At 69.8% G+C, this 22,805-nt stretch carries 24 protein-coding genes; 10 read left to right on the forward strand and 14 right to left on the reverse strand.

The annotated features are described in order from the left end of the window. Window positions 1-97 precede the first annotated feature (97 nt). From tuf to OG2516_RS08530, 4 genes are all read right to left on the reverse strand, one after another. Complete coding sequence (tuf, locus tag OG2516_RS08515) at window positions 98-1,273, reverse strand: elongation factor Tu (RefSeq protein WP_007255224.1); 1,176 nt, start codon at window positions 1,271-1,273, stop codon at window positions 98-100. Window positions 1,274-1,390: 117 nt separating this feature from the next. Beyond that, a complete protein-coding gene (locus OG2516_RS08520) occupies window positions 1,391-2,536 on the reverse strand; it encodes a M48 family metallopeptidase (protein WP_007255243.1) in 1,146 nt (381 codons plus the stop codon). Beyond that, entirely contained in the window at window positions 2,533-3,813 is a 1,281-nt protein-coding gene (locus OG2516_RS08525) for a DUF898 family protein (protein ID WP_007255244.1), read from the reverse strand. The genes OG2516_RS08520 and OG2516_RS08525 overlap by 4 nt, the downstream gene beginning before the upstream one ends. 15 nt (window positions 3,814-3,828) lie before the next feature. Beyond that, entirely contained in the window at window positions 3,829-6,255 is a 2,427-nt protein-coding gene (locus OG2516_RS08530; protein ID WP_007255245.1) for a DNA topoisomerase IV subunit A, read from the reverse strand. Between the two features lie 181 nt (window positions 6,256-6,436). Here OG2516_RS08530 and OG2516_RS18955 point away from each other — a divergent pair, with 181 nt between their 5' ends. After that, window positions 6,437-6,988: an SH3 domain-containing protein gene (locus tag OG2516_RS18955; RefSeq protein ID WP_007255246.1), complete on the forward strand. Its 552-nt coding sequence runs from the start codon at window positions 6,437-6,439 to the stop codon at window positions 6,986-6,988. A gap of 108 nt (window positions 6,989-7,096) precedes the next feature. Here OG2516_RS18955 and OG2516_RS08540 read toward each other — a convergent pair whose 3' ends face one another. Continuing rightward, window positions 7,097-7,474, reverse strand: a complete 378-nt coding sequence (locus OG2516_RS08540) for a VOC family protein (protein WP_007255247.1) — start codon at window positions 7,472-7,474, stop codon at window positions 7,097-7,099. A 145-nt stretch (window positions 7,475-7,619) separates the two neighbouring features. Between OG2516_RS08540 and OG2516_RS08545 the strand changes: the two genes are divergently transcribed. The 5 genes from OG2516_RS08545 (at window position 7,620) to OG2516_RS08565 (ending at window position 11,066) form a co-directional block, all read left to right on the forward strand. Then, entirely contained in the window at window positions 7,620-8,441 is an 822-nt protein-coding gene (locus OG2516_RS08545; RefSeq protein WP_007255248.1) for an SDR family NAD(P)-dependent oxidoreductase, read from the forward strand. Window positions 8,442-8,497: 56 nt separating this feature from the next. Next, window positions 8,498-8,695, forward strand: a complete 198-nt coding sequence (locus OG2516_RS08550) for a twin transmembrane helix small protein (RefSeq protein WP_007255249.1) — start codon at window positions 8,498-8,500, stop codon at window positions 8,693-8,695. Between the two features lie 2 nt (window positions 8,696-8,697). Beyond that, window positions 8,698-9,270, forward strand: a complete 573-nt coding sequence (locus OG2516_RS08555) for a cob(I)yrinic acid a,c-diamide adenosyltransferase (RefSeq protein WP_007255250.1) — start codon at window positions 8,698-8,700, stop codon at window positions 9,268-9,270. A 114-nt stretch (window positions 9,271-9,384) separates the two neighbouring features. Continuing rightward, a complete protein-coding gene (locus OG2516_RS08560; protein WP_007255251.1) occupies window positions 9,385-10,146 on the forward strand; it encodes an electron transfer flavoprotein subunit beta/FixA family protein in 762 nt (253 codons plus the stop codon). Then, window positions 10,143-11,066, forward strand: coding sequence for an electron transfer flavoprotein subunit alpha/FixB family protein (locus tag OG2516_RS08565; protein ID WP_007255252.1), 924 nt, complete (start codon window positions 10,143-10,145; stop codon window positions 11,064-11,066). Before OG2516_RS08560 ends, OG2516_RS08565 begins: the two co-directional genes overlap by 4 nt. Window positions 11,067-11,068: 2 nt before the next feature. Here OG2516_RS08565 and OG2516_RS08570 read toward each other — a convergent pair whose 3' ends face one another. After that, a complete protein-coding gene (locus tag OG2516_RS08570) occupies window positions 11,069-11,911 on the reverse strand; it encodes a DUF6473 family protein (protein WP_007255253.1) in 843 nt (280 codons plus the stop codon). Window positions 11,912-12,062: 151 nt separating this feature from the next. On the opposite strand from OG2516_RS08570, the gene OG2516_RS08575 reads away from it, so the two are divergent. Next, entirely contained in the window at window positions 12,063-12,938 is an 876-nt protein-coding gene (locus tag OG2516_RS08575) for a 3-hydroxybutyryl-CoA dehydrogenase (protein WP_007255254.1), read from the forward strand. Window positions 12,939-12,942: 4 nt separating this feature from the next. Here OG2516_RS08575 and OG2516_RS08580 read toward each other — a convergent pair whose 3' ends face one another. From OG2516_RS08580 to OG2516_RS08615, 8 genes are all read right to left on the reverse strand, one after another. Further along, complete coding sequence (locus OG2516_RS08580; protein ID WP_040615027.1) at window positions 12,943-13,284, reverse strand: VOC family protein; 342 nt, start codon at window positions 13,282-13,284, stop codon at window positions 12,943-12,945. Window positions 13,285-13,373: 89 nt separating this feature from the next. Further along, on the reverse strand, window positions 13,374-14,258 hold the full coding sequence (locus OG2516_RS08585; protein WP_007255256.1) for a lysophospholipid acyltransferase family protein: 885 nt from the start codon (window positions 14,256-14,258) through the stop codon (window positions 13,374-13,376). Window positions 14,259-14,296: 38 nt separating this feature from the next. Continuing rightward, a complete protein-coding gene (locus OG2516_RS08590) occupies window positions 14,297-14,575 on the reverse strand; it encodes an HPr family phosphocarrier protein (protein WP_007255257.1) in 279 nt (92 codons plus the stop codon). Beyond that, a complete protein-coding gene (locus OG2516_RS08595; RefSeq protein ID WP_007255258.1) occupies window positions 14,572-14,976 on the reverse strand; it encodes a PTS sugar transporter subunit IIA in 405 nt (134 codons plus the stop codon). Before OG2516_RS08595 ends, OG2516_RS08590 begins: the two co-directional genes overlap by 4 nt. Further along, on the reverse strand, window positions 14,973-15,896 hold the full coding sequence (gene rapZ, locus OG2516_RS08600; protein WP_007255259.1) for an RNase adapter RapZ: 924 nt from the start codon (window positions 15,894-15,896) through the stop codon (window positions 14,973-14,975). The genes OG2516_RS08595 and rapZ overlap by 4 nt, the downstream gene beginning before the upstream one ends. After that, the gene (locus OG2516_RS08605) at window positions 15,893-16,318 is read right to left on the reverse strand and encodes an HPr kinase/phosphorylase (protein ID WP_007255260.1); all 426 of its coding nucleotides are present in this window, start codon (window positions 16,316-16,318) and stop codon (window positions 15,893-15,895) included. Before OG2516_RS08605 ends, rapZ begins: the two co-directional genes overlap by 4 nt. A gap of 7 nt (window positions 16,319-16,325) precedes the next feature. Beyond that, window positions 16,326-18,071, reverse strand: a complete 1,746-nt coding sequence (locus OG2516_RS08610) for a sensor histidine kinase (protein WP_040615028.1) — start codon at window positions 18,069-18,071, stop codon at window positions 16,326-16,328. A gap of 18 nt (window positions 18,072-18,089) precedes the next feature. Next, the gene (locus tag OG2516_RS08615) at window positions 18,090-18,791 is read right to left on the reverse strand and encodes a response regulator transcription factor (protein WP_007255262.1); all 702 of its coding nucleotides are present in this window, start codon (window positions 18,789-18,791) and stop codon (window positions 18,090-18,092) included. 296 nt (window positions 18,792-19,087) lie between these two features. Here OG2516_RS08615 and OG2516_RS08620 point away from each other — a divergent pair, with 296 nt between their 5' ends. The 3 genes from OG2516_RS08620 (at window position 19,088) to OG2516_RS18960 (ending at window position 22,639) form a co-directional block, all read left to right on the forward strand. Then, on the forward strand, window positions 19,088-20,686 hold the full coding sequence (locus OG2516_RS08620) for a phosphoenolpyruvate carboxykinase (RefSeq protein ID WP_007255263.1): 1,599 nt from the start codon (window positions 19,088-19,090) through the stop codon (window positions 20,684-20,686). 54 nt (window positions 20,687-20,740) lie between these two features. Beyond that, window positions 20,741-21,091: an MmcQ/YjbR family DNA-binding protein gene (locus tag OG2516_RS08625; RefSeq protein WP_007255264.1), complete on the forward strand. Its 351-nt coding sequence runs from the start codon at window positions 20,741-20,743 to the stop codon at window positions 21,089-21,091. A 135-nt stretch (window positions 21,092-21,226) separates the two neighbouring features. After that, complete coding sequence (locus OG2516_RS18960; protein WP_156799301.1) at window positions 21,227-22,639, forward strand: PRC-barrel domain-containing protein; 1,413 nt, start codon at window positions 21,227-21,229, stop codon at window positions 22,637-22,639. The last annotated feature ends 166 nt before the right edge of the window (window positions 22,640-22,805 follow it).

Here is a 22,805-nt window from a genome sequence, read left to right on the forward strand (position 1 = left end):
GTAGGGTGCGCATTCATTGCGCACCCCGCGACCGATCCCCGAAAACGAAAAAGGCGGCCCGCAGGCCGCCTTCTCCGACACGATCAACCGACCGCGATCACTCGATGATCTTCGACACGACGCCGGAGCCGACGGTGCGGCCGCCTTCGCGGATGGCGAAGCGGAGCTTCTCTTCCATCGCGATCGGCGCGATCAGCTCGACCTTGAACGACACGTTGTCGCCCGGCATCACCATCTCGGTGCCCTCGGCCAGCGTCACCGTCCCGGTCACGTCCGTCGTGCGGAAGTAGAACTGCGGGCGGTAGTTGGCGAAGAACGGCGTGTGGCGGCCACCCTCGTCCTTGGTGAGGATGTAGGCCTCGGCCTCGAACTTCGTGTGCGGCTTCACCGAGCCGGGCTTGCAGAGCACCTGGCCCCGCTCGACGCCGTCACGGTCGATGCCGCGCAGCAGCGCACCGATGTTGTCGCCCGCCTCGCCGCGATCCAGCAGCTTGCGGAACATCTCGACGCCCGTGCAGGTCGTCTTCCTGGTGTCGCGGATGCCGACGATCTCGAGCTCGTCGCCCACGTTGACCACGCCACGCTCGACGCGGCCGGTGACCACGGTGCCGCGGCCGGAGATCGAGAACACGTCCTCGATCGGCATCAGGAACGGCTGGTCGACGGCGCGCTCGGGCTGCGGGATGTACTCGTCCACCGCGGCCATCAGCTCGCGGATCTTGTTCTCGCCGATCTCCTCGTCGCGGCCTTCCATGGCGGCGAGCGCCGAGCCGGCCACGATCGGCAGGTCGTCGCCCGGGAACTCGTACTCGGACAGCAGTTCGCGGACTTCCATCTCGACCAGCTCGAGCAGCTCGGGATCGTCGACCTGGTCGACCTTGTTGAGGAACACCACCATCGCCGGGATACCGACCTGGCGGCCGAGCAGGATGTGCTCGCGCGTCTGCGGCATCGGGCCGTCGGCGGCGTTCACCACCAGGATCGCGCCGTCCATCTGGGCGGCGCCGGTGATCATGTTCTTGACGTAGTCGGCGTGGCCGGGGCAGTCGACGTGGGCGTAGTGACGGTTGTCGGTCTCGTACTCCACGTGCGCCGTCGAGATCGTGATCCCGCGGGCCTTCTCCTCGGGCGCGCCGTCGATCTGGTCGTACGCCTGGAAGTCACCGAAGTACTTGGTGATCGCCGCCGTCAGCGTCGTCTTGCCGTGGTCGACGTGGCCGATCGTGCCGATGTTGCAGTGCGGCTTGGACCGCTCGAACTTTTCCTTGCCCATGGACAGGCGCCTCGCAATTGGGGGGTGAGGGCGCCGCCGCGCCCCGACCCGGTTCAGCATCGCGGGCGGATTTATTGGCCCCACGGGAGAAAATCAAGCGCCTGTTGCGCACCCCGCTCAGCGCCGGCAGATCGCCTGCAGCGCCGCCCACTGGTCGGCGTCGAGCGCCGGGGAAAAGACCCGGCCCTCGGGGGTCGCGGCGCGGGCGGCGGCGATGCGGTCGCCCATGGCGGGGTGCGAGGACAGGTGGCGGGCGAAGCTGTGGGGCTCGGGCGCGCCGGTCTCGTCGAGCAGGCGCTCGAAGAAGGTCGCCACCCCGTCGGGCGGCAGGTCGGCGGCGAGCAGGCGGCGGTGGGCGAAGGCGTCGGCCGCCGCCTCGGCCTCGCGGGTGTAGTCGGCCCGGATCAGCTGGTTGGTCAGGACCAGCACCAGCGCGCCGCCGGCGAAGTCGCCGAGCAGCAGGCCGATCACGCCGATCGAGCCCGCCGAGCGCAGCGCGATGCGGGTCGGGTCGCGGGCGGCGACGTGGCCGATCTCGTGGGCGAAGACCGCGGCGACCTCCTCGGGCCGGGCGGCCTCCTCGATCAGGCCGCGGAAGAACACGATGTGGCCGCCGGGCAGCGCGAAGGCGTTGGCCATCTCATGGTCGAGCACGTGCACCGTCAGCGGCACCTCCAGCCCCGCCCCCTCGGTCAGCCGCGCCTCGAGCGCGGCCAGCGCCGCGCGGCCCTCGGGCGCGTCGCAGACCTCGAGCGGCATCATGTCGTCGCCGAGCGCGTTGCGGATCTGCTCGTACGTCGCCTCGCCCAGCGCCCGCTCGCCCCCGGGCGGCAGGAACGCGGCCAGCCGGTCCGCGAGCGCGGGGACCAGCACCAGCACGATCAGCGCCACCGAGGCCACCGCCGCGACGCCCCAGGCGGCGAGCCGGCCGCGGCCGCGCACGCGGGGCGCCCGGTCGAGCCGCCGGGCGCGGCTGCGCACGAGGCGGATATCGTCGGCGGCACTTAGGACGAGCCGGCGCACCGGGTCGTCGGCGAGGCGCAGCACGGCCTGGTCGCCGCCGGCCTGGTCGCGCAGGCGGCGGATCTCGTCGTAGGGCCAGCGCGCGCCCACGTCCTCGAGCACCAGCTCGCCGGTGGCGTCGTCGAAGGAGAGCGCCGTCGCGCGCGCCGCGGCGCTCGTCCCATCGAGGTAGATGCCGTGGCCGCGAAAGCGCGGCGGGGTGCGCCCGACGGCAATGACCGTACCCGGCGTGCGGCTCATATCGCCGCCCCCACGTCGAGCGCCTCGGCGAAGCCCTCCGCCTCGGCGAACTCGTCGCGCGCCTGCTGGCGCACCTCGGGCAGCGACGCCGTGCCGGTGATCGTGAGGGTGCGGGCGTAGTGGCGCCAGAGCGGCATGGTGACGAAGACGTGCCGCAGCGTCCCCCAGAGCAGCACGATCGAGACGTAGAGCAGGAAGCCGCCGGCCGCGAGCAGCGTCGGCGAGCGCCCGTCCCCGAGGCTCGGCTCCACCTCGAGGCTGTAGGCCAGGATCGCGAGGAGGACGGCGGGGAGCGCGAGGGCGAGCGCGGCGGCGGCGTAGCCGAGCAGGTAGATCAGCAGCACCCGCCGCACCTTCGGCCTCGCCACGAGCCCGAGCGGGCCGGCGCGCTTGGCGTCCGCCATCAGCCGCTTCGCCTCGACGAGGTAGCGCACGAGGCCGTAGCCCAGCCACGGCAGCGTCACCGCCCAGAACCACAGGAAGCGCTCCTCGCCGCCCCCCGCCACCAGCCCCGCCGCGAGGCTCAGCATCGCGGCGGCGGCGAGGTGGGCGAAGGCGGGCCAGAGCATGTGCCAGTCGCCCTGCTGGTGCAGCCGGACGCTGCCGAAGGTGGTGCGGTCGGTGCGGTACTTCTCGAGCCGGAAGGTCATGCGGGGCCAGAGCAGCCCGAGGCTCAGCAGCGTCCCCGCCCACATCCGCATCGCCAGCAGCGCGTAGCCCCACGCCCCCGGCAGCAGCCCGGAGCGCACCCCGCGCCAGCGGCTGCGGGCGAGGACGTAGCGGCGGGCGCGGTAGCGGGCGTAGAACCAGAGCGGGATCACCCCGACGAACGACAGCAGGAACCCCGGCACGCTGCCCTCGAACAGCGAGAAGCTGGCGAAGACGAGGACGAGGTTCACCAGCCCGATGTAGAAGGCGAGGATCACCACTGCCACGAGGAAGCCGAGCAGCTTCTCGCCCGGCAGCCCGACATATTCGAGCGGCAGCCCGCCCGGGCGCACCGACGACCAGTACCAGCGCCGCAGCCGGGTCTTCATCCAGAAGCGGTAGAGCCCGAGGGTCAGCACCGTCAGCGCTCCGGTGCGCAAGGCGAGCCAGAACAGCGGGCGGCGGCGGGCGACGCACTCGACGGCCAGGCTGTCGGCGGCCGGGTCGAACCGCGCGAGCAGGCCCGGCGGGGGCGGCGGCAGGGCGGGGAGGTTGGCGGCGGGGGCGCCGCCGGGCCAGGTGGTCGAACGGGCGTCGCCGGGGGAGGAGGAGGAGGCGGTCTCGTCCACCGGCGACGGCCCGGCTCAGGTGAAGCGGTTGTCGCGCGGGAAGCCGCGCGGCGCCATGCGCCCGGAGCCGGCGCGGTTGCCCTGCCACTCGGCGAGCTCGTCGGGGCCGACGGTGCGGGTGCGCCCGGCCGGGTCGCGCCAGCTGAGGCCCTCGGCGAGGGTGAAGGTGGTGGCGTCGGAGAGGCCGCCGTCCTTGTACTTCTGCAGCCGCACGCCCTTGCCGCGGCCCATCTCGGGGAGCTGGTCGAGCGGGAACACCAGCACCTTGCGGTTCTCGCCCACCACGGCGAGGTGGTCGCCCGACACCGGGTGGCAGATGCGGGCCTGCGCCGGGGCGCGCACGTTGAGCACCTGCTTGCCCGCGCGGGTCTGGGCGACGACCTCCTCCTCGGCCACGACGAACCCGTCGCCCGCGCTGGAGGCGACGAGCAGGCGACCGCCGGGGCGGTGGATGAACAAATCGACGATGCGCGCCTCGTTGGGCAGGTCGACCATCAGCCGCACCGGCTCCCCCATGCCGCGCCCGCCGGGCAGGTTGGCGGCGGAGAGGGTGTAGAAGCGCCCGTTCGAGCCGAACAGCAGCAGCCGGTCGGTGGTCTCGGCGTGGAAGATGAAGCGCGGGCCGTCGCCGTCCTTGAACTTCAGCTCGCGGTTCAGGTCGATGTGGCCGGTGAGCGCGCGGATCCAGCCCATCTGCGAGCAGACGATGGTGACCGGCTCGCGCTCGATCATCGCCTCGAGCGGCACCTCCTCGACCTCGCCGGCCTCGGCGAAGGTGGTGCGCCGCGCGCCGCCGGGGGCCTTGGCGCCGAACTGGGCGCGCACCTCGCGCAGCTGCTCGGCGATCTTGGCCCATTGCAGCGAACCGGTCTCGAGCAGGTCCTCCAGCTCGGCGCGCTCGGCCATCAGCCGGTCGCGCTCGGCGACCAGCTCGAGCTCCTCGAGCCGGCGCAGCGAGCGCAGGCGCATGTTGAGGATCGCCTCGGCCTGCACGTCCGACAGGCCCTGCTCGCGGCCCGCGTAGCGGCGCGGCACGCCGGCCTGCACCGGCTCGTCGCCGAGCACCGCCGGCACGCCGGCGGCCGGGTCGGCGACCAGCACCAGCCCGGCGCGGTCGACCCCGGCGAGGGGCGAGACGTAGTCGGCCTCGGAGGTGGCGCGCGCGATGGTCGACTGGTGCGGCCTGCCCCAATCCTCGTACATCAGCGCGGCCTTGGGATCGTCGTCGTAGCGGATGATGTCGATCACCCGGTCGAGGTGGAGGAAGGCGACGATCAGGCCCTCGAGCACCTCGAGCCGGTGGTCGATCTTCGCCATCCGGTGCCGCGAGCGGCGCAGCAGCACCTCGCGGCGGTGGTCGAGGAAGGCGCGCAGCACCTCCTTGAGCGAGCAGACCTTGGGCGTGAGCCCGTCGATCAGCACGTTCATGTTGAGGCTGAAGCGGGTCTCGAGATCGGAGCTGCGGTAGAGCATCCCCATCAATACGTCCGGGTCGACATTCTTGCTGCGCGGCTCGAGCACGATGCGGATGTCCTCGGCGCTCTCGTCGCGCACGTCGCCCAGGATCGGGACCTTCTTGGTCTGGATCACCTCGGCGAGCTTCTCGATCAGCTTCGACTTCTGCACCTGGAACGGGATCTCGGTGACGATGATCTGCCACTGGCCGCGCCCCAGATCCTCGGTGTGCCAGCGGCAGCGTAGCCGGAACGCGCCGCGGCCGGTGCGGTAGGTCTCGGCGATGCTCTCGCGCGGCTCCACCAGTACGCCGCCGGTCGGGAAGTCGGGGCCGGGGATGTAGTTGAGCAGCGTCTCGTCGCGCGCGTCGGGGGTCTTGATCAGGTGCAGGCAGGCCTGGACCAGCTCGTCGATGTTGTGGGGCGGAATGTTGGTCGCCATCCCCACCGCGATCCCCGACGAGCCGTTGGCGAGCAGGTTGGGGAAGGCCGCCGGCAGCACGACCGGCTCGGTCAGGGTGCCGTCGTAGTTGGCGCGGAAATCGACCGCGTCCTCGTTGAGCCCGTCGAGCAGCGCCTCGGCGGCGGCGGTCATTCGGGCCTCGGTGTAGCGGCTGGCGGCGGGGTTGTCGCCGTCGATGTTGCCGAAGTTGCCCTGCCCGTCGACCAGCGGGTAGCGGACGTTGAAGTCCTGCGCGAGCCGGGCCATCGCGTCGTAGATCGCCTGGTCGCCGTGCGGGTGGTAGTTGCCCATCACGTCGCCGCTGATCTTGGCCGACTTGCGGAAGCCGCCCGCCGAGGACAGCCGCAGCTCGCGCATCGCGTAGAGGATGCGGCGGTGCACCGGCTTGAGCCCGTCGCGGGCGTCGGGCAGCGCGCGGTGCATGATCGTGGAGAGCGCGTAGGTGAGGTAGCGCTCGCCGATGGCGCGGCGCAGCGGCTCGATCAGGTCGGGGGAGACGTTCTCGGGGTCGGGCGTGTCGGACATGACAGCCGGGATACACGGACCCACCGGGGCGGTCTAGCGGCGGCGGGGAACCAAACGGGCACGAATTGTGTTCTCTGACCAAACGACAGGGCGTCGGACTTTCCCAGACCGGAAGCAGGACGCGGCGACAGGTGGTGTCGCCGCACGGGAGAGGTTTGCCGCGAGACCGAGGGACACTGCCATGACTCGCTTCATTCTGCTCACGTTCGGCTTCCTTGGCTGGGCCTTCTGGGAAATGTCCGGCGGCGACGAGTTCGAGCTGCAGGCCTGGAGCGACGTCGACGGCGGCGGGGCCGTCCGCATGGCCGCCGCCGATCCCGCCCCCGCGCAGGACGAGGGCTACGAGTTCGTCACCCGCGCCGGCATGTCGCCGCTGAGCATCCGCCCCGAGGGGCGCCCCGAGGGCGAGGAGATGCTGGTGCAGGCCTCGCTCTCCACGAGCAACAGCGCCGCCGCCGAGACACTCGGCCAGTGGAGCAGCGCGCCGAACGTGCTCGACGCCCTCACCGTCGCCACCAGCGCCCCCCAGGCCGAGGCCCGCAACGTCGTCGCCGTCGCCGGCAGCCGCGTGAACATGCGCACCGGGCCGGGCACCGAGCATTCGGTCGTCGTGACGCTGCCGCGGGGCACCGAGGCGACCGTCCTCGAGACGCGCGACGGCTGGGTGCACCTCGACGTGACCAGCACCGGCCAGAGCGGCTGGATGGCGGCTTATCTGGTCGAGGGTATCTGAGGTTACTCCGGCCCGAACTTCAGCCGCACCAATTGAGATGCCCTCGCGGATGATTGCGGGGGCATCTCCGTTACCTGCCGTCAGCTCGCATTCCGCCGACAGGCGAGACTACCTGTGCTGATCGATCAGGATCGGATTGCCGTCCGGGTCGACGACGACGAAGCTGCCGGGGCCAGTCTCGCCGCCCAGGCTGTCCTGCACGGCCTCGAGGCCGCCCGCCGTGATCCGGGCATGCAGTTCGCGCACGTCCTCGAACGGGTCGACCGGCCCGGCAGATTGATCCCATCCGGGGTTGAACGTCAGCATCGGTCGATCGAACATCCCTTCGAACAAGCCGATGATGTGGTCGTCGGCATTGACCAGGATCGCCCACTTCGCACCTTCCTCGAGTGGCATCTTCGGCGCAAAGCCGAGCTTCTCGTAGAACGCCATCGACGCCTTGATGTCCTTGACCGGGAGGCTGATCGAAAAGGCTCCGAGTTTCATGTCACCGCTCCATATGGCCTGGGATTTCCCGGTGCCCGACCTTCACCGAGCAGAACACCTCCATCCATCGTGCCGCCAACTCGCAACGCGATCAAGCGCCGGCCCCAGCCTTTACCCGGCCCCGCTGCCCTGCCATAGCGCAGCCATGACCCGCACCATCCTCATCACCGGCTGCTCGACCGGCATCGGCCGCGACGCCGCCCTCACCCTGACGCGGCGCGGCTGGCACGTGGTCGCCTCCGCCCGCCAGCCCGACGACGTCGCAGCGCTGCGCGCGGACGGGCTCGAGGCGGTGCGCCTCGATTACGAGGACTCCTCGAGCATCGAGAGCGGCCTCGCCGAGGCGCTGGATCTGACCGGCGGCCGCCTCGACGCCCTGTTCAACAACGGCGCCTACGCCGTGCCCGGCCCGCTCGAGGACATCCCCGCCGGGGCGATGCAGGCGATCTTCCAGGCCAACTTCCTCGGCTGGCACGATCTCACCCGCCGCGTGCTGCCGGTGATGCGGGCACAGGGCGCGGGGCGGATCGTCAATTGCTCCTCCATCCTCGGCCTGATCGGCACCAAGTACCGCGGCGCCTACGTGGCGACGAAGTTCGCGCTCGAGGGCTGGTCGGACGTGCTGCGGATGGAGATGCGCGAGGCGGGCATCGACGTGGTGCTGATCGAGCCCGGCCCGATCGAGACGCCGTTCCGCGCGAACGCCATCAAGCAGTTCGAGCGCTGGATCGATTGGGAAAAGTCGCCGCGCGCCGACGAGTACCGCGCCAGCCTGCTCGACCGGCTCTACAAGGGCAGCGCCGGCCCCTCCTGGCCCGCCTCGGCGGTGACCGACGTGCTGGTCCGCGCGCTCGACGCCCGCCGCCCGCGCGCCCGCTACTACGTCACGCCGCACACCAAGGTGGCCGCGCTCGGCCGCCGGGTGCTGTCGGCGCGGGGGATCGACCGGCTGGTGCGACGCGCCTGACCCTTGGCAGCGCCGGTGGGCCTGCTACATCGCGAGCGATCAGCAAGGAGCCGGACATGGCAAGCGACCCCCTCTTCATCGTCGCGGCGATCGCCGTCCTCGGCGTCGCGGCGATCCTCTTGGCCGGCATCGGCAATTTCGGGCTCGGGGGCGATCCGAAGCGGTCGAACAAGCTGATGCGCTGGCGGATCATCGGGCAGTTCGCGGCCGTGCTGCTGGTGCTGCTCTTCGTCTTCGTCGGCAGCAGGGGCTGACCATGGTCGTACTCAACAAGATCTACACCCGCACCGGCGACGGCGGCCAGACCGCGCTCGGCGACGGCGCGCGCGTCGCCAAGTACGACCTGCGCGTCGAGAGCTACGGCACCGTCGACGAGACCAACGCCACCGTCGGCCTCGCCCGGCTCCACGCCGAGGGCGAAACCGACGCCCGCCTCGCGGCGATCCAGAACGACCTGTTCGACCTCGGCGCCGATCTCTGCCGCCCCGGCATGGAGAAGGACGCGGAGGCCGAGTATCCGCCGCTGCGGATGGCGGATGCGCAGGTCGAGCGGCTGGAGCGCGAGATCGATGCGATGAACGAGGCGCTGTCGCCGCTGCGCAGCTTCGTGCTGCCCGGCGGCTCGGCACTGGCCGCGCACCTGCACCTCTGCCGCACCGTCTCGCGCCGCGCCGAGCGGCTGGTGGTGCATCTCGCCGCCGACGACGACGTCAACCCGGCCGCCGTGCGCTACCTCAACCGTCTCTCCGACTGGTTCTTCGTCGCCTCGCGCGCCGCCAACGACGACGGCGCCCGCGACGTGCTCTGGGTGCCCGGCGCCAACCGCTGAGCCGCCCGCCACGTGCGAACGTGACGGAGAGCGCCCACAGGGTGACGATTTTGCCCTGTTTTCCCTATCCACCACGCGGTAACACCCGGGCGGAGAGAAACTGGGAGAATGCGCATGAAGGTGCTGGTGCCGGTCAAGCGCGTGATCGACTACAACGTGAAGGTCCGCGTCAAGGCGGACGGGTCCGGGGTCGATCTCGCAAACGTCAAGATGTCGATGAACCCCTTTGACGAGATCGCCGTGGAAGAGGCGATCCGCCTCAAGGAGGCCGGCAAGGCCGACGAGGTCGTCGCCGTGTCGATCGGCGTCAAGCAGTCGCAGGAGACGCTGCGCACCGCGCTGGCGATGGGTGCCGACCGCGCCATCCTCGTCGTCGCCGCCGACGATGTGCACACCGACATCGAGCCGCTCGCCGTCGCCAAGATCCTCAAGGGCGTGATCGACGAGGAGCAGCCCGGCCTCGTGCTCTGCGGCAAGCAGGCGATCGACAACGACATGAACGCCACCGGCCAGATGCTCGCCGCGCTGCTCGGCTGGAGCCAGGCGACCTTCGCCTCCAAGCTCGAGCTCGAGGGCGACAGCGCCACCGTGACCCGCGAGGTCGACGGCGGCCTGCAGACGATCAAGGTCAGGATGCCGGCGATCGTGTCGGTCGACCTGCGCCTGAACGAGCCGCGCTACGCCTCGCTGCCCAACATCATGAAGGCCAAGAAGAAGCCGCTGGACGAGAAGACGCCCGCCGATTTCGGCGTCGATGTCGCGCCCCGGCTCGAGATCGTCGGCACCGAAGAGCCCGCCGCGCGCCAGGCCGGCATCGTGGTCGGCTCGGTCGACGAGCTGGTCGAGAAACTGAAAGAGACGGGAGCCGTGAAATGAGCGTTCTGCTTCTCGCCGAGATCACCGACGGCCAGCTCAACGCCGACGCCACCGGCAAGGCGCTCGCCGCCGTCGCCTCGCTGGGCGAGGTCCACATCCTGTGCGCCGGCGCCAATGTCGGCGACGCCGCCGCCGAGGCCGCCAAGCTCGGCGCGGCCAAGGTGCTGAAGGCCGAGGACGCGGCGCTCGATCACCGGCTCGCCGAGGCGACGGCCGACCTGATCGTGTCGCTCGCCGACGGCTACAGCCACATCGCCGCCCCCGCGACGACGGACGCCAAGAACATCCTGCCGCGCGCCGCCGCGCTGCTCGACGTGATGGTCATCTCCGACGTCTCCGCGATCAAGGACGCCGACACGTTCGAGCGCCCGGTCTATGCCGGCAACGCCGTGCAGACGGTCCGGTCGGGTGACGCGAAGAAGGTATTTACCGTGCGCACGTCCTCCTTCGACGCCGCCGCGCCCTCGGGCGAGGCCGAAATCGAGGACGTCTCCGCCCCCGCCGCCTCGGGCCTGAGCGAGTGGGTCGAGGACAAGGTGGCGGAGAGCGACCGGCCCGAGCTGACCTCCGCCGGCATCGTCGTCTCCGGCGGCCGCGGCGTGGGCTCGGAAGAGAACTTCGCGATGATCGAGAAGCTGGCCGACAAGCTCGGCGCGGCCGTGGGCGCCTCGCGCGCGGCGGTCGATTCGGGCTACGCGCCGAACGACTGGCAGGTCGGGCAGACCGGCAAGGTCGTCGCGCCCGACCTCTACATCGCCGTCGGCATCTCGGGAGCGATCCAGCACCTCGCGGGGATGAAGGATTCCAAGGTCATCGTCGCGATCAACAAGGACGAGGAAGCGCCGATCTTCCAGGTCGCCGATTACGGCCTCGTCGGCGATCTCTTCGAGATCGTCCCGGAGCTGACCGACAAGCTCTGAGCTCAGGCCGCGCACGCGCCGCCGGCGAGGGCGCTGACCAGCGGGGTCAGCGCCTTCGCGGCGGCGGCGTGGACGCCGGGGCCGTGCAGGCCCTCGGCCGCCGCCGCCTCGGCCGGGCCGACGACCATCGCCGCCCGGCCCAGCGCCCGCATCTGCGCGCTCACGTCGACCCGCACCACCTGCGCCACCTTCGGCGCGATCTGCGCCATCATCTCGTCCGTCACGAACAGCGGATCGGGACCGGGCGCGGGCGCGGCCGCCGCGAGCGCGGCGTCGGGGCGCAGCCAGAGCAGCACCGGCGGCACGGGCAGCTCGGCGATGAACGTCTCCATCCGCCGCAGCCACGCCAGCTGGATCTCGTCGCGCACGATGGCGAAGCGCTCCTGCGAGCGGGCCGCGAGGGCGGCGATCATGTGGCGGGTGAAGGTGAAATCGGCGAAGTCGATATCGTCGAACACCTCGCGCAGCCGCGGCGTCGGCTGCAGGAAGCGGTCGTTGCGGCGCGGGTGGACCTGGTAGAGCCGGTTGGAGACGTTGTGCGCGCCGAGCACCTCGATCACCGTGAGCGCCGAATCGTAGCAGGCGGCGGTGACGGCGGTGTCCTGCAGGAACGCCCCGATGCCGGCGTTGACGCAGCCGAAGTTGACGCAGGTCATCTCGGTGCCGCGCTCGAGCAGCGCGGGAAACGGCGTCCGGACGAACTTTCCGAACGTCTCCGTGCCGCCGACGAAGGCGGCGTAGCGCCCGGTCAGCGCCCGCCGGGGCCCCCGGAACGAGAGCCGCGAGATGCCGTAGCTGCACAGGTCATAGTCCAGGCGCCCGCGCCCGATCGAGTCGCATCGCATGTGTCCCACCACAATCTTCCCTCACCACCGCCCAACAACACCCCCAGCCGTTACCGGCGGGTTAAGCGTAGAGTTTGACGCATCTGCCCGCCTTGCGGCCCGGCGCCGCTCGGCCCTAATGTCGCCGCAGAGCAGCGAAGCAGGGGGCATCATGGATATCAGCAGGATCGGGGTCGTGGGGGCCGGGCAGATGGGCAACGGGATCGCCCACGTCTTCGCGCTCGCCGGCTACGACGTGATCGTCACCGACGTCAGCGAAGCCGCGCTCGACAAGGCGCGCGGCACCATCGAATCCAACCTCGACCGGCAGGTGCGGGGCGACAAGATCACCGCCGAGGCGCGCGACGCCGCCCTCGGGCGGATCTCGACGACGCTGACGCTCGCCGACATCGGCCAGACCGACCTCGTCATCGAGGCCGCGACGGAGCGCGAGGCGATCAAGACGAAGATCTTCGAAGACCTCGTGCCGCACCTCGCGCCGCACACGCTGCTGACCTCCAACACCTCCTCGATCTCGATCACCCGCCTCGCCTCGCGCACCGACCGGCCCGAGAAGTTCATGGGCTTCCACTTCATGAACCCGGTCCCGGTGATGCAGCTCGTCGAGCTGATCCGCGGCATCGCCACCGACCGCGACACGTTCGACGCGTTGCACAAGGTCGTCGAGAGCCTCGGCAAGACGGCGGCGACGGCGGAGGATTTCCCAGCCTTCATCGTCAACCGCATCCTGATGCCGATGATCAACGAGGCGATCTACGCGCTGTTCGAGGGCGTCGGCTCGGTCGAGGCGCTCGACACCTCCATGAAGCTCGGCGCCAATCACCCGATGGGCCCGCTCGAGCTGGCCGACTTCATCGGCCTCGACACGTGCCTGGCGATCATGAACGTCCTGCACGACGGCTTCGCCGACACCAAGTACCGCCCCTGCCCGCTCCTGACGAAGTACGTCGAGGCCGGCTGGCTCGGCCGCAAGACGGGGCGGGGCTTCTACGACTATTCCGGCGACACGCCCCGCCCGACCCGCTGACGGATCACAGGTTCTCGGTTGCGACGATGACCTCGTTGTCGTCCGGGTCGGCGAGGCGGACGAAGCGGGTGTAGTCGCCCTCCTCGATCTCGCCGGTGTCGATCTCGGCCTCCTCCAGGCGGGCGTGGGTCTTGTCGAGGTCGGCGACCATCAGCGTCACCGCGCTGCTGCCGGCGTTGTCGACGTCCTCGACCAGCTGCAGCCCGCCGCTATGGCCGTGCTCCCACTCGGCCATGCCGATCATCGGCAGGTTGTCGGGCTCGCGTTCGAACAGCTCGGTGTACCAGTCGATGCTCTCGGTCAGGCTGCTGCATGCCACTTGGGCGAAGATACGTTCCAGTTTCACGGGTCGGCTCCCTGCGCGACGGATGGACTGATCGCCAAACCGCGCGCGGGGGCAGTTGTTCCGCGCAATCGCGTGAGGTGGGTGCGGGCTCAGCCCCCGAGCGCGAGGGTCCGCGCGCGCAGCCACGCGATGAAGGCACGCGGCTCGGCGGCGCGGCTCTGCCACTCCGCGGGCGGGATCGGGGCCCCGAGGACCGGCGCCTGCGGCCGGTCGAATGCGTGCACCACCTCGTGCAGCAGCAGCCCCTGGCGCAGGGTGGGCGAGATGCGGTTGGCGATCTGGTACCAGCGCGAATTGGCGCCCGGGAAGTAGCAGGGCACCACGGTGGCGTTGGAGCGGCGGATCATCTTGGCGGTGAAGACGTTCCACTCCGCCTCCTCGACCGGGCCGAAGAACGTCGGCGCCGTCGCCACGACGCCGGAGGGAAACAGCGCGATCAGGCCGCCCTTGGCGAGGTGGTCCATCGCCGCCGAGCGCATCTCGATCATCTTGCGCTGCGCCTCGGGCTCGTGCGGGAACGGCACCGGGATCATGTAGGACGACGCGCTCTCGTCGAGGCCCGTCAGGATCGAGCGGCTGAGGATGCGGTAATCGTTGCGCCGCCGCCCGATCAGGTCGGCGAGGACCATGCCGTCGACCAGCCCGTGCGGATGGTTGGCGACGAGCACGACCGGGCCGGTGGCGGGGATGTTCTCGAGCTGGGCGCGCGGCGTGGTGATGTCGATGCCCATCACCTTCATCGTCGCCGGCCAGAAGGCCTGCCCCTCGGTGTCGCCCAGCTTCTCGAACTCGCGCACCCGGCGCACGATGCTGACCTTGCCGGTGAGCCACTCGATCGTCTTGATGAACCAGCGCTTGCCGCGGCTGTCGAACGTCTCGGCGTAGGTGAGCGACGAGCGGTCGTACTTGCGCGGCGGGACGGCGTCTCCGACAGGGCGGCCCGCTGCGATGTTGCGGCTGCTCGTGTCGGTCAAGTCGGCCCGTCCCTTCGGTTGCGCCCCGGCGCCAGCGGTCAGTCCCCCTCGCCGAACTTGTCGGCCACGAGCGCCTCGATCGCGTCGGCGAGCTTATCGGCCTCCGCTCCCCGGGTCTCGACCTCGATAGTGGTTCCCTTGGAAGCTGCCAACATCAAAAGCCCCATGATGCTGTCGCCCGCGGCATCCAGCCCATCACGCCGGACGATGGCCTGCGCGTCATAATCCTCCACCACCTCGGCGAGCTTGGCCGAGGCCCGGGCGTGCAGGCCCTTCACGTTGACGATCTTCAGCTGGCGGACGACACTTGTGCTCATGTTGGCTCGGTTTCTCCGCCGATGGACAGGCTGTCAATGTACTTCCGCCCCGCCGCCAGCGCCGCCTCGACGGCGTCGGGCACGCTGGCGCGGCGCGACTTGGCGAGCTTGATGAGCATCGGCAGGTTGGCGCCGTAGACGATCCGGCGGTTGGCCGGCGAGCAGGCGCGCAGCGACAGGTTGGACGGCGAGCCGCCGAACATGTCGGTCACCACCACCACGCCGCCGCCCTCGTCCACCGCGTCGGCGGCTTCGCAGATCTCGTCCTGCTTGAGGGCGCGGTCGTCGTCGGGGGCGATGGTGATGGCGACGATGCCGTCCTGCGGGCCGACGACATGCTCGACCGCCGCGAGGTATTCCCGCGCCAGCCCACCGTGAGCGACGATCACGATGCCGATCATGGTGTCTCACCGCTCCCGATCTGGACCCGCGACCGGTCGGTCTGGGCACGCCGCTCCAATTCCCGGTGCCGACTAGACACCTGCCATCCCTCGGCTGCAAGGGCCTGCGCCAGCCTTTCGGTCAGCGCCACCGAGCGGTGCTGGCCGCCGGTGCAGCCGAATCCGACCGACAGGTGGGTCTTGCCCGACTCCCGGTAGGCCGGCAGCAGGCTGACCACGAGATCCCGGATCCGCTCGAAGAAGTCGGCGAAGCGCGCGTCGGCGGCGACGTAGGCGTCGACCTCGCCGTCCTGCCCGGTCAGGCCGCGCAGGCCCGGCTCCCAGTGCGGGTTGCGCAGGAAGCGGCAGTCGAACACCAGGTCGAGCCCGCGCGGCAGGCCGCGCTTGTAGCTGAACGAGGTGACCGAGACGCCCATGCCGGCGCTCTGGTCGGTGGCGAACCAGCGGTCGACCTCGTCGCGCAGGTCGTGCGGGCTCAGCGTCGAGGTGTCGATCAGCACGTCCGCCCGCGCGCGCACCGCCAGCAGCAGGTCCTGCTCGCGCTGGATGCCGGTCAGCGGCGGGTCGTTGGGCGCGAGCGGGTGGCGCCGGCGGGTCTCGGAGTAGCGCCGCACGAGGGTGTCCTCGTCGGCGTCGACGTAGAGCACCTGCGCGTTGAGGGCGGGGCGGGCGGCGAGGCCGTCGATCAGCTCGACCAGCGCGTCGGTGCCGAAGTCGCGGTTGCGCACGTCGAGCCCGAGCGCCAGCGGACGCGCCAGCGGCGGCCCGTCGAGCAGGCGCGGCAGCAGGCTCAGCGGCAGGTTGTCGATCACCTCGTAGCCGAGATCCTCGAGCACGTTGATGCAGGTCGACCGCCCGGCGCCGGAGGGGCCGGTTACGAGGACGAGCCTCTGCCTTGGAACGATCTGGCCGGTGGTCATCTGTGACGCCCCGCCTTGAGATATTGCAGGAGTGCGGGTGCGAGATGTCTGCACTCGGGCGGGAAGATCAAGGGGATTGCTACGTCCAGCCACGCAATCGTGCGCCGTTGTGGCAACCGCTCCCGCTCGGATTGGTCCATGTCGACCGCCAGCACCACCTCCGCCCCCGCCACCGGGACGGCGTTGAGCAGGCCGATGCCGCGCGCCTCGATCAGCCCGCGCACCGGCGCGGCGGCGGCGGCGACGAGGCGGCGGCCGCGGCGCGTCAGGACGGTGCCGTCGTCGGCGACGAGCCGCGCGCCGTAGGCCATCAGCTCGAGCGCGGTGGAGGACTTGCCGCTGCCCGGCGCGCCCGTCAGCACGACGGCCCGCCCGCCGAGCGCCACCGTGGTGGCGTGGAGGGTGAGGCTGTCGGGCGCCATCGCCGGCTCAGACCGGCAGGCCGACGACGAAGCGGGCGCCGAGCGGATCGGAGTTCGGGTCGGCCTCGGTGGGGCGGATGTTCTCTGCCCAGATCACGCCGCCATGGGCCTCGACGATCTGCTTGGAGATGGCGAGGCCGAGGCCGGAATTGTTGCCGAAGTGGTTGGCCGGGCGTTCGGAATAGAAGCGGGTGAAGATCTTGGTCAGCGCCCCCTCGGGTATGCCGGGGCCGGTGTCCTCGACCACCACCAGCACCCGGTTCTCGCGCCGCCGCGCCCAGACCCGGATCGCGTCGCCGTCCTCGCAGAACGAGATCGCGTTGGTGATCAGGTTGACGAACACCTGCGCCAGCCGCCCTTCGAGCCCCTGCACGATGAAAGTGTCGTCGGGCAGGTCGGAGATGAATTCGACGCCCTTGTCGTCGGCCTCGAGGCCGAGATGCTCCGACAGGTTGCGCAGCATCTTGAGCAGGTCGAAGGGCTCCTCCTCCTCCTTCACCAGCTCGGAATCGAGGCGGGAGGCGTTGGAGATGTCGCTCACCAGACGGTCGAGGCGGCGCACGTCGTGGTCGATCACGTCGAGCAGCTTCTCGCGCTGGTCGTCGCGCTTGACCACGCGCAGGGTGCCGACGGCGGAGCGCAGGGAGGCCAGTGGGTTCTTGATCTCGTGGGCGACGTCGGCGGCGAACTGCTCGTTGGCCTCGATCCGGCCGTAGAGCGCGGTCACCATGCCGCGCAGCGCGCCGGAGAGGCGTCCGATCTCGTCGGGGCGGGCGGTGAGGTCGGGGATGCGGATGCGCCTGGGCGACATCTTGCGGGCGTTGCGGTCGCGGCCGAGCTCGGCGGCGGCGGCGAGATCGGCGATCGGGTTGGCGATGGTGGAGGCGAGCATCAGGCTCAGCGCGACCGACACCGCGACGCCGACCATGAACATCTGCAGCAACTGCTCGCGCTCGCGCCGCACCAGCGCGTCGATCTCGCCCGCGGCCGAGACGACGGTGACGGCGCCGACGGGCCGGTCCGTCTGCAGGATCGGGGTGGTGATGACGAAGGCGGTGCGGCCGCTGGCGTCGTCGTAGGTCTCGACGTTGGTGGCGCCGCGCAGGGCGACGTCGACATTCTCGCGCGCGAGCTTCTCGATGGCTTCGGGCGGCGCTTCCGTCTCGGCGGGCGCGAGCAGTCCGGCGATGGCGCCCCAGACCTTCGTCAGCCCGTCCGTCACCACGGTGCGCCCGACGCTCTCCTCGAGGCCGAGGACCGGGCGGTCGGGCGGCTTCGGCAGGGCGGTGGTTGCGGCGACGAGCTCCTCGCCGGGCTCGAAGACGAACACCTCGATCCCGCCGCGCAGGTTCATCGCGGCCAAGGTCTCGTTCAGCCGCGCGGTATCGGCACGGCTGAGGTTGCGCGGCGCCCCCTCCGGCAGCTCGGCCTCGAAGACGTTGGCGATCAGCTCGGCCTCGTTCACGAGGTTATGGGCGCGCTGGTAGCCGAGGTTGTCGCGCGAGGGGTTCAGGTAGAGAACGCCCGCGACCATGATGATGAGCGCGAGCAGGTTGAAGGTGACGATCTTGCGGGCGAGCGGGCTGTCGCGCAGGGCCAGGAAGCCGCGGCGCCGTCGGCTCTCCTGCAGCTCCCGCTCGGCGGTGGCGTCAGGCGCGACCCAGTCGTCGCCGAGGACGACGCTCTCCGTCACGTCCGCCGCACGACGGACGGAGCCGAGATCCCTGACATCGATCTGAGGCGCCACGCTCACCGCCCGACCCGCCGGCCGTCACTCTTCGTTGTAGCGGTAACCGATCCCGTAGAGGGTCTCGATCGCGGAGAAGTCCTCGTCCACCATCCGCATCTTCTTGCGCAGCCGCTTGATGTGGCTGTCGATGGTGCGGTCGTCGACGTAGACCTGGTCGTCGTAGGCGACGTCCATCAGCTGGTCGCGGCTCTTGACGAAGCCGGGACGCTGGGCGAGCGCCTGCAGCAGCAGGAATTCGGTGACGGTGAGGGCGACGTCCTTGCCCTTCCACTTCACCGCGTGGCGCAGCGGATCCATCGTCAGCTGGCCGCGGGTCATGATCTTGTGCTCTTCGGCGTCGTCGGTGATCTCGCCCGAGATCGCGTCCTGCCGGCGCAGCAGCGCGCGGATGCGCTCGACGAGCAGGCGCTGGCTGAAGGGCTTCTTGACGTAGTCGTCGGCGCCCATGCGCAGGCCGAGCACCTCGTCGATCTCGTCGTCCTTCGAGGTCAGGAAGATGACGGGCATCGTCGTCTTCTGGCGCAGCCGCTGGAGCAGGTCCATCCCGTCCATGCGCGGCATCTTGATATCGAGCACGGCCATGTCGGGCATGCGCTTGTTGAAGGCGTCCAGCGCGGACTGGCCGTCGTTGTAGGTTTCGACCTCGAAGCCCTCGGCTTCGAGCGTCATGGAAACCGATGTCAGGATGTTCCTGTCATCGTCCACAAGGGCGATCTTCGACATGTACTGCTGCCTCTGCTTAAAGGTTCTGTTTTTGCCTGCTTTTCATAGAAGCTTCTGCCCAATTCCCAGACCGAATCAACCCCGCCGGCGAATCCGGCGCGCCGGCGTGACCCATTTGCGCCGGAAAACCTTAAGACAGGCTGAAGCCGCGCCGCGGCGTAGCGGTGATCCGCGCGGGTTGCGCTAACATCATCCTTGGTTGCGCTAACTGCGGCAAGCCCCTCTATCCTCGTCAGAAAATGCCGTGTTACCGAAGTGCAGCGGAGCGGAAACCGCTGAATTCGAGGAGAGGCGAGATGGACCACGGACGGGTCATCCCAGAGATGAAGCTGCAGGATCAGGGCATCACGGGGCTCGGCGAGGTCTATTACAACCTGCCCGAGGCCGAGCTGTCGCAGGCGGCCGTGGAGCGTGGCGAGGGGGTGCGCGGCCAGGGCGGCGCGCTGCTCGTCAGCACCGGCAAGTTCACCGGCCGCTCGCCCCAGGACAAGCACGTCGTCCGCTCCGCCAGCACCGAAGACACGATCTGGTGGGAGAACAACCGCGCCATGTCGGAGGCCGGGTTCGCCGCGCTCTACGACGACATGCGCGCCCACCTGGCCGGGCGCGACGTCTACGTGCAGGACCTCTACGGCGGCGCCGACCCGGCGCACCGGCTCGACGTGCGCGTCGTCACCGAGCTCGCCTGGCACTCGCTGTTCATCCGCCACCTGCTGCGCCGGCCCGAGGAGCACGAGCTCGCCGGGTTCGCGCCCGACTTCACCATCCTCAACAGCCCCAGCTTCCGCGCCGATCCCGAGCGCCACGATTGCCGCTCCGAGACGGTCATCGCGCTCGACTTCGACCGCAAGCTGATCCTGATCGGCGGCACCGAGTATGCCGGCGAGAACAAGAAGGCGGTGTTCACCCTGCTGAACTACCTGCTGCCCGCCAAGGGCGTCATGGCCATGCACTGCTCGGCCAACCACGCGCAGGGCAATCCCGTCGACGCGGCGGTGTTCTTCGGCCTCTCCGGCACCGGCAAGACCACCCTCTCGGCCGATCCCAGCCGCACCCTCATCGGCGACGACGAGCACGGCTGGTCGGACCGGGGCATCTTCAACTTCGAGGGCGGCTGCTACGCCAAGACGATCGGGCTCGACCCCGAGGCGGAGCCCGAGATCTACGCCACCTGCTCGATGCCCGACACCGTGATCGAGAACATGGTCTACGACCCCGAGACGCTGGAGATCGACTACGAGGACGACAGCCTCACCGCCAACATGCGCTGCGCCTACCCGCTGCACTACATCCCCAACGCCTCGGAGACGGCGCTCGGCGGGCATCCCAAGAACATCATCATGCTCACCTGCGACGCCTTCGGCGTGCTGCCGCCCATCGCGCGGCTGACCCCAGCGCAGGCGATGTACCACTTCCTGTCGGGCTTCACCTCGAAGGTCGCGGGCACCGAGCGCGGCGTCACCGAGCCCGAGCCGACCTTCTCGGCCTGCTTCGGCGCGCCGTTCATGCCGCGCCGGCCGGAGGTCTACGGCAACCTGCTGCGCGAGAAGATCGCCCGCCACGGCGCGACGTGCTGGCTCGTCAACACCGGCTGGACCGGCGGCGCGCACGGCACCGGGCACCGGATGCCGATCAAGGCGACGCGCGCGCTGCTGGCCGCCGCGCTCGACGGCACCCTCGCCGACGGCCGCTTCCGCAAGGATCCGAACTTCGGCTTCGACGTGCCGGTCACGGCGGATGGCGTCGACGACGCCCTGCTCGACCCGCGCGCCACGTGGGACGACCCGGCGCGCTACGACGCCACCGCTGCCCGCCTCGTCGAGATGTTCGCGGAGAACTTCGCCCAGTACATCCCGTTCATCGACGACGACGTGAAGGCCATCGCCATCGGCTGACCTCGCGGCACCGGCGGCGTTGTGCGTCGCCGGTCGCCGTGGCAGGCTCGCTCGATGAGCCGCGCGACGATCAACGAAATCTGCGCCACCTACCCCGGCGCCGAGGTCTCCGACCCATGGGGCGACGGACACGACGCCTGGAAGGTCGGCGGCAAGATGTTCGCCTGCATCGGCGCGAGCATGGCCGGGGTCTCGGTCAAGTGCGACAGCGTCGAGCAGGCGCAGATGCTGATCGACATCGGCATCGGCGTGAAGGCGCCCTACTTCCACCGCTCGTGGATCCATCTCCCCTTCGACATCCCGCGCGACGAGCTGGCCCACCGGATCGACCAGAGCTACCGGCTGGTGCGGGCGAAGCTGACGCGCAAGGTGCAGGCCGAATTGCCCCCCCTCCAGGAGAAATAGCCGCCGTGCGCGCCCCGCGCGCGGAACAAGTGCGCGGCTACGGCAAAAATCGGTAAGCCGATCAAATTTTCTGGAACATGCGCCGCTGTGCGCCGTTCGGACAGCATTGATGAACACACCAAGTGGGAGACGATCATGAACCGCAAGCCCCTCGGTTTGCGCGTGCTTATGAGCACCGCGCTGACGCTGAGCCTCGCCAGCACCGCCACTGCGCAGACGGAAATCCGCATCAACGAGGACCAGGCCGCGGCTCTGGCCCCCGATTGCCAGGCCCTCGTGCAGCAGGTGGAAGACGATGGCGGCACCGTCCCCGACGATAGCGCCGAAGCCATCATCGAGGCTCTGAACAACAACGACGCCGAATCCTGCATCGCGCTGGCCGAAGCGATCGACGAGAACGTTGTCGGCGAAGGCGCCGACCTCGCCGACACCGAGATGGACGCCACCGTGTCCGACGGCGAAGTCGACGAAGCCGACATGGAAGCCGAGATGGAAGCCGAAGCCGAGGCCGAAGCCGAAGCCGAAGTCACCGAGACCGACGAGGTCACCGAGGAGGTGACTGTGGTCGAGGAAGCCCGCATCGAGGGCCAGGCCGAAGTCGTCATTCCCGAGCCGGAAGTCGACGTGCAGGTTCCCTCGCCCGAAGTCACCGTGACCAAGGCTCAGCCGAGCGTGTCGGTGATGGAGCAGCCCTCCGAGATCGAGGTCCAGCAGGCCCAGCCGAACGTCGCCGTCGAGATCCCCGAGATCATCGTCCGCGTCGAGATCCCGGCCCCGACCATCTTCGTGCGCACCAGCGAGCCCGAAGTCGACGTGTTCGCCGGCGACCCGCAGATCGAAGTCCAGCAGGGCGAGCCCATGGTCACCGTGACCCAGGGTGAGCCGCGTATCGGCATCGATCTCGACGTCGAAGAGGGCGAAGGCGAGGAGATGGCCAGCGACACCGACGTCCAGGAAGGCACCGGCGACGCCGATGTCGACGGCGACGTCTCCGTCATGGCCGAATCCGAGCCGACCGTCATCATGCGCGAAGCCGAAGGCGAGCCGCAGATCGACATCACCTCCGCCGAGCCGACGATCTCCTACGAGGGCGCCGAGCCGAACGTCAGCGTGACCTTCACCGAATCCCCGACCGTCGAGCTGGTCGAGGTCGGTCAGCCGATGATCCAGTTCGAGACCGCCGAGGAGCGTGAAGCGCGCCGCGAAGGTGCCGACATGGAGACCGACGCCAGCGCCGACATGACCGAGGGTGGCCAGATCACTGTCGCCGACCTGATGGGCAAGGACGTCATGACCGCCGATGGCCAGAACCTCGGCCAGGCGCAGGACGTCGTGGACAACGACGGCACCGTGCTGCTGATCGTGTCCGGCGGCTCCGCGCTCGGCGTCGACCGCGAGATGGTCGGCCTGCCGCTCAACTCGATCGCCTACGGCGAGACCGAACTGCAGGTCGTCGGGATGGACGAGCAGATGATGCAGATGGCGCAGGATTACGAGTACGACGAAGCCGACTCGATCCCCGGCGAGACCGAAGTCGTCATGCCCTGAGCCACGCGCTCTGACTGACGGGAGGGCGGGTGCTTCGGCACCCGCCCTTTTTCGTGGCTCAGCCGAGCAGGCCGCGCCGGATCAGGTTGAGCCCCGCGACCATCAGCACCACCAGCGTCAGCCGCTTGAACGTCGCCTGCTCGACCCGGTCGTGCAGCTTGAGCCC

It is taken from the genome of Oceanicola granulosus HTCC2516 (genome assembly GCF_000153305.1).
Classification (GTDB): Bacteria; Pseudomonadota; Alphaproteobacteria; order Rhodobacterales; family Rhodobacteraceae; genus Oceanicola; species Oceanicola granulosus.

Bases quoted from the DNA above. Each gene is read 5' to 3' on its own strand.
- tuf (WP_007255224.1), bottom strand. From the start codon at position 1,273: ATGGGCAAGGAAAAGTTCGAGCGGTCCAAGCCGCACTGCAACATCGGC.
- OG2516_RS08520 (WP_007255243.1), bottom strand. From the start codon at position 2,536: ATGAGCCGCACGCCGGGTACGGTCATTGCCGTCGGGCGCACCCCGCCG.
- OG2516_RS08530 (WP_007255245.1), bottom strand. From the start codon at position 6,255: ATGTCCGACACGCCCGACCCCGAGAACGTCTCCCCCGACCTGATCGAG.
- OG2516_RS18955 (WP_007255246.1), top strand. From the start codon at position 6,437: ATGACTCGCTTCATTCTGCTCACGTTCGGCTTCCTTGGCTGGGCCTTC.
- OG2516_RS08540 (WP_007255247.1), bottom strand. From the start codon at position 7,474: ATGAAACTCGGAGCCTTTTCGATCAGCCTCCCGGTCAAGGACATCAAG.
- OG2516_RS08545 (WP_007255248.1), top strand. From the start codon at position 7,620: ATGACCCGCACCATCCTCATCACCGGCTGCTCGACCGGCATCGGCCGC.
- OG2516_RS08550 (WP_007255249.1), top strand. From the start codon at position 8,498: ATGGCAAGCGACCCCCTCTTCATCGTCGCGGCGATCGCCGTCCTCGGC.
- OG2516_RS08555 (WP_007255250.1), top strand. From the start codon at position 8,698: ATGGTCGTACTCAACAAGATCTACACCCGCACCGGCGACGGCGGCCAG.
- OG2516_RS08560 (WP_007255251.1), top strand. From the start codon at position 9,385: ATGAAGGTGCTGGTGCCGGTCAAGCGCGTGATCGACTACAACGTGAAG.
- OG2516_RS08565 (WP_007255252.1), top strand. From the start codon at position 10,143: ATGAGCGTTCTGCTTCTCGCCGAGATCACCGACGGCCAGCTCAACGCC.
- OG2516_RS08570 (WP_007255253.1), bottom strand. From the start codon at position 11,911: ATGCGATGCGACTCGATCGGGCGCGGGCGCCTGGACTATGACCTGTGC.
- OG2516_RS08575 (WP_007255254.1), top strand. From the start codon at position 12,063: ATGGATATCAGCAGGATCGGGGTCGTGGGGGCCGGGCAGATGGGCAAC.
- OG2516_RS08590 (WP_007255257.1), bottom strand. From the start codon at position 14,575: ATGAGCACAAGTGTCGTCCGCCAGCTGAAGATCGTCAACGTGAAGGGC.
- OG2516_RS08595 (WP_007255258.1), bottom strand. From the start codon at position 14,976: ATGATCGGCATCGTGATCGTCGCTCACGGTGGGCTGGCGCGGGAATAC.
- rapZ (WP_007255259.1), bottom strand. From the start codon at position 15,896: ATGACCACCGGCCAGATCGTTCCAAGGCAGAGGCTCGTCCTCGTAACC.
- OG2516_RS08605 (WP_007255260.1), bottom strand. From the start codon at position 16,318: ATGGCGCCCGACAGCCTCACCCTCCACGCCACCACGGTGGCGCTCGGC.
- OG2516_RS08615 (WP_007255262.1), bottom strand. From the start codon at position 18,791: ATGTCGAAGATCGCCCTTGTGGACGATGACAGGAACATCCTGACATCG.
- OG2516_RS08620 (WP_007255263.1), top strand. From the start codon at position 19,088: ATGGACCACGGACGGGTCATCCCAGAGATGAAGCTGCAGGATCAGGGC.
- OG2516_RS08625 (WP_007255264.1), top strand. From the start codon at position 20,741: ATGAGCCGCGCGACGATCAACGAAATCTGCGCCACCTACCCCGGCGCC.
- OG2516_RS18960 (WP_156799301.1), top strand. From the start codon at position 21,227: ATGAACCGCAAGCCCCTCGGTTTGCGCGTGCTTATGAGCACCGCGCTG.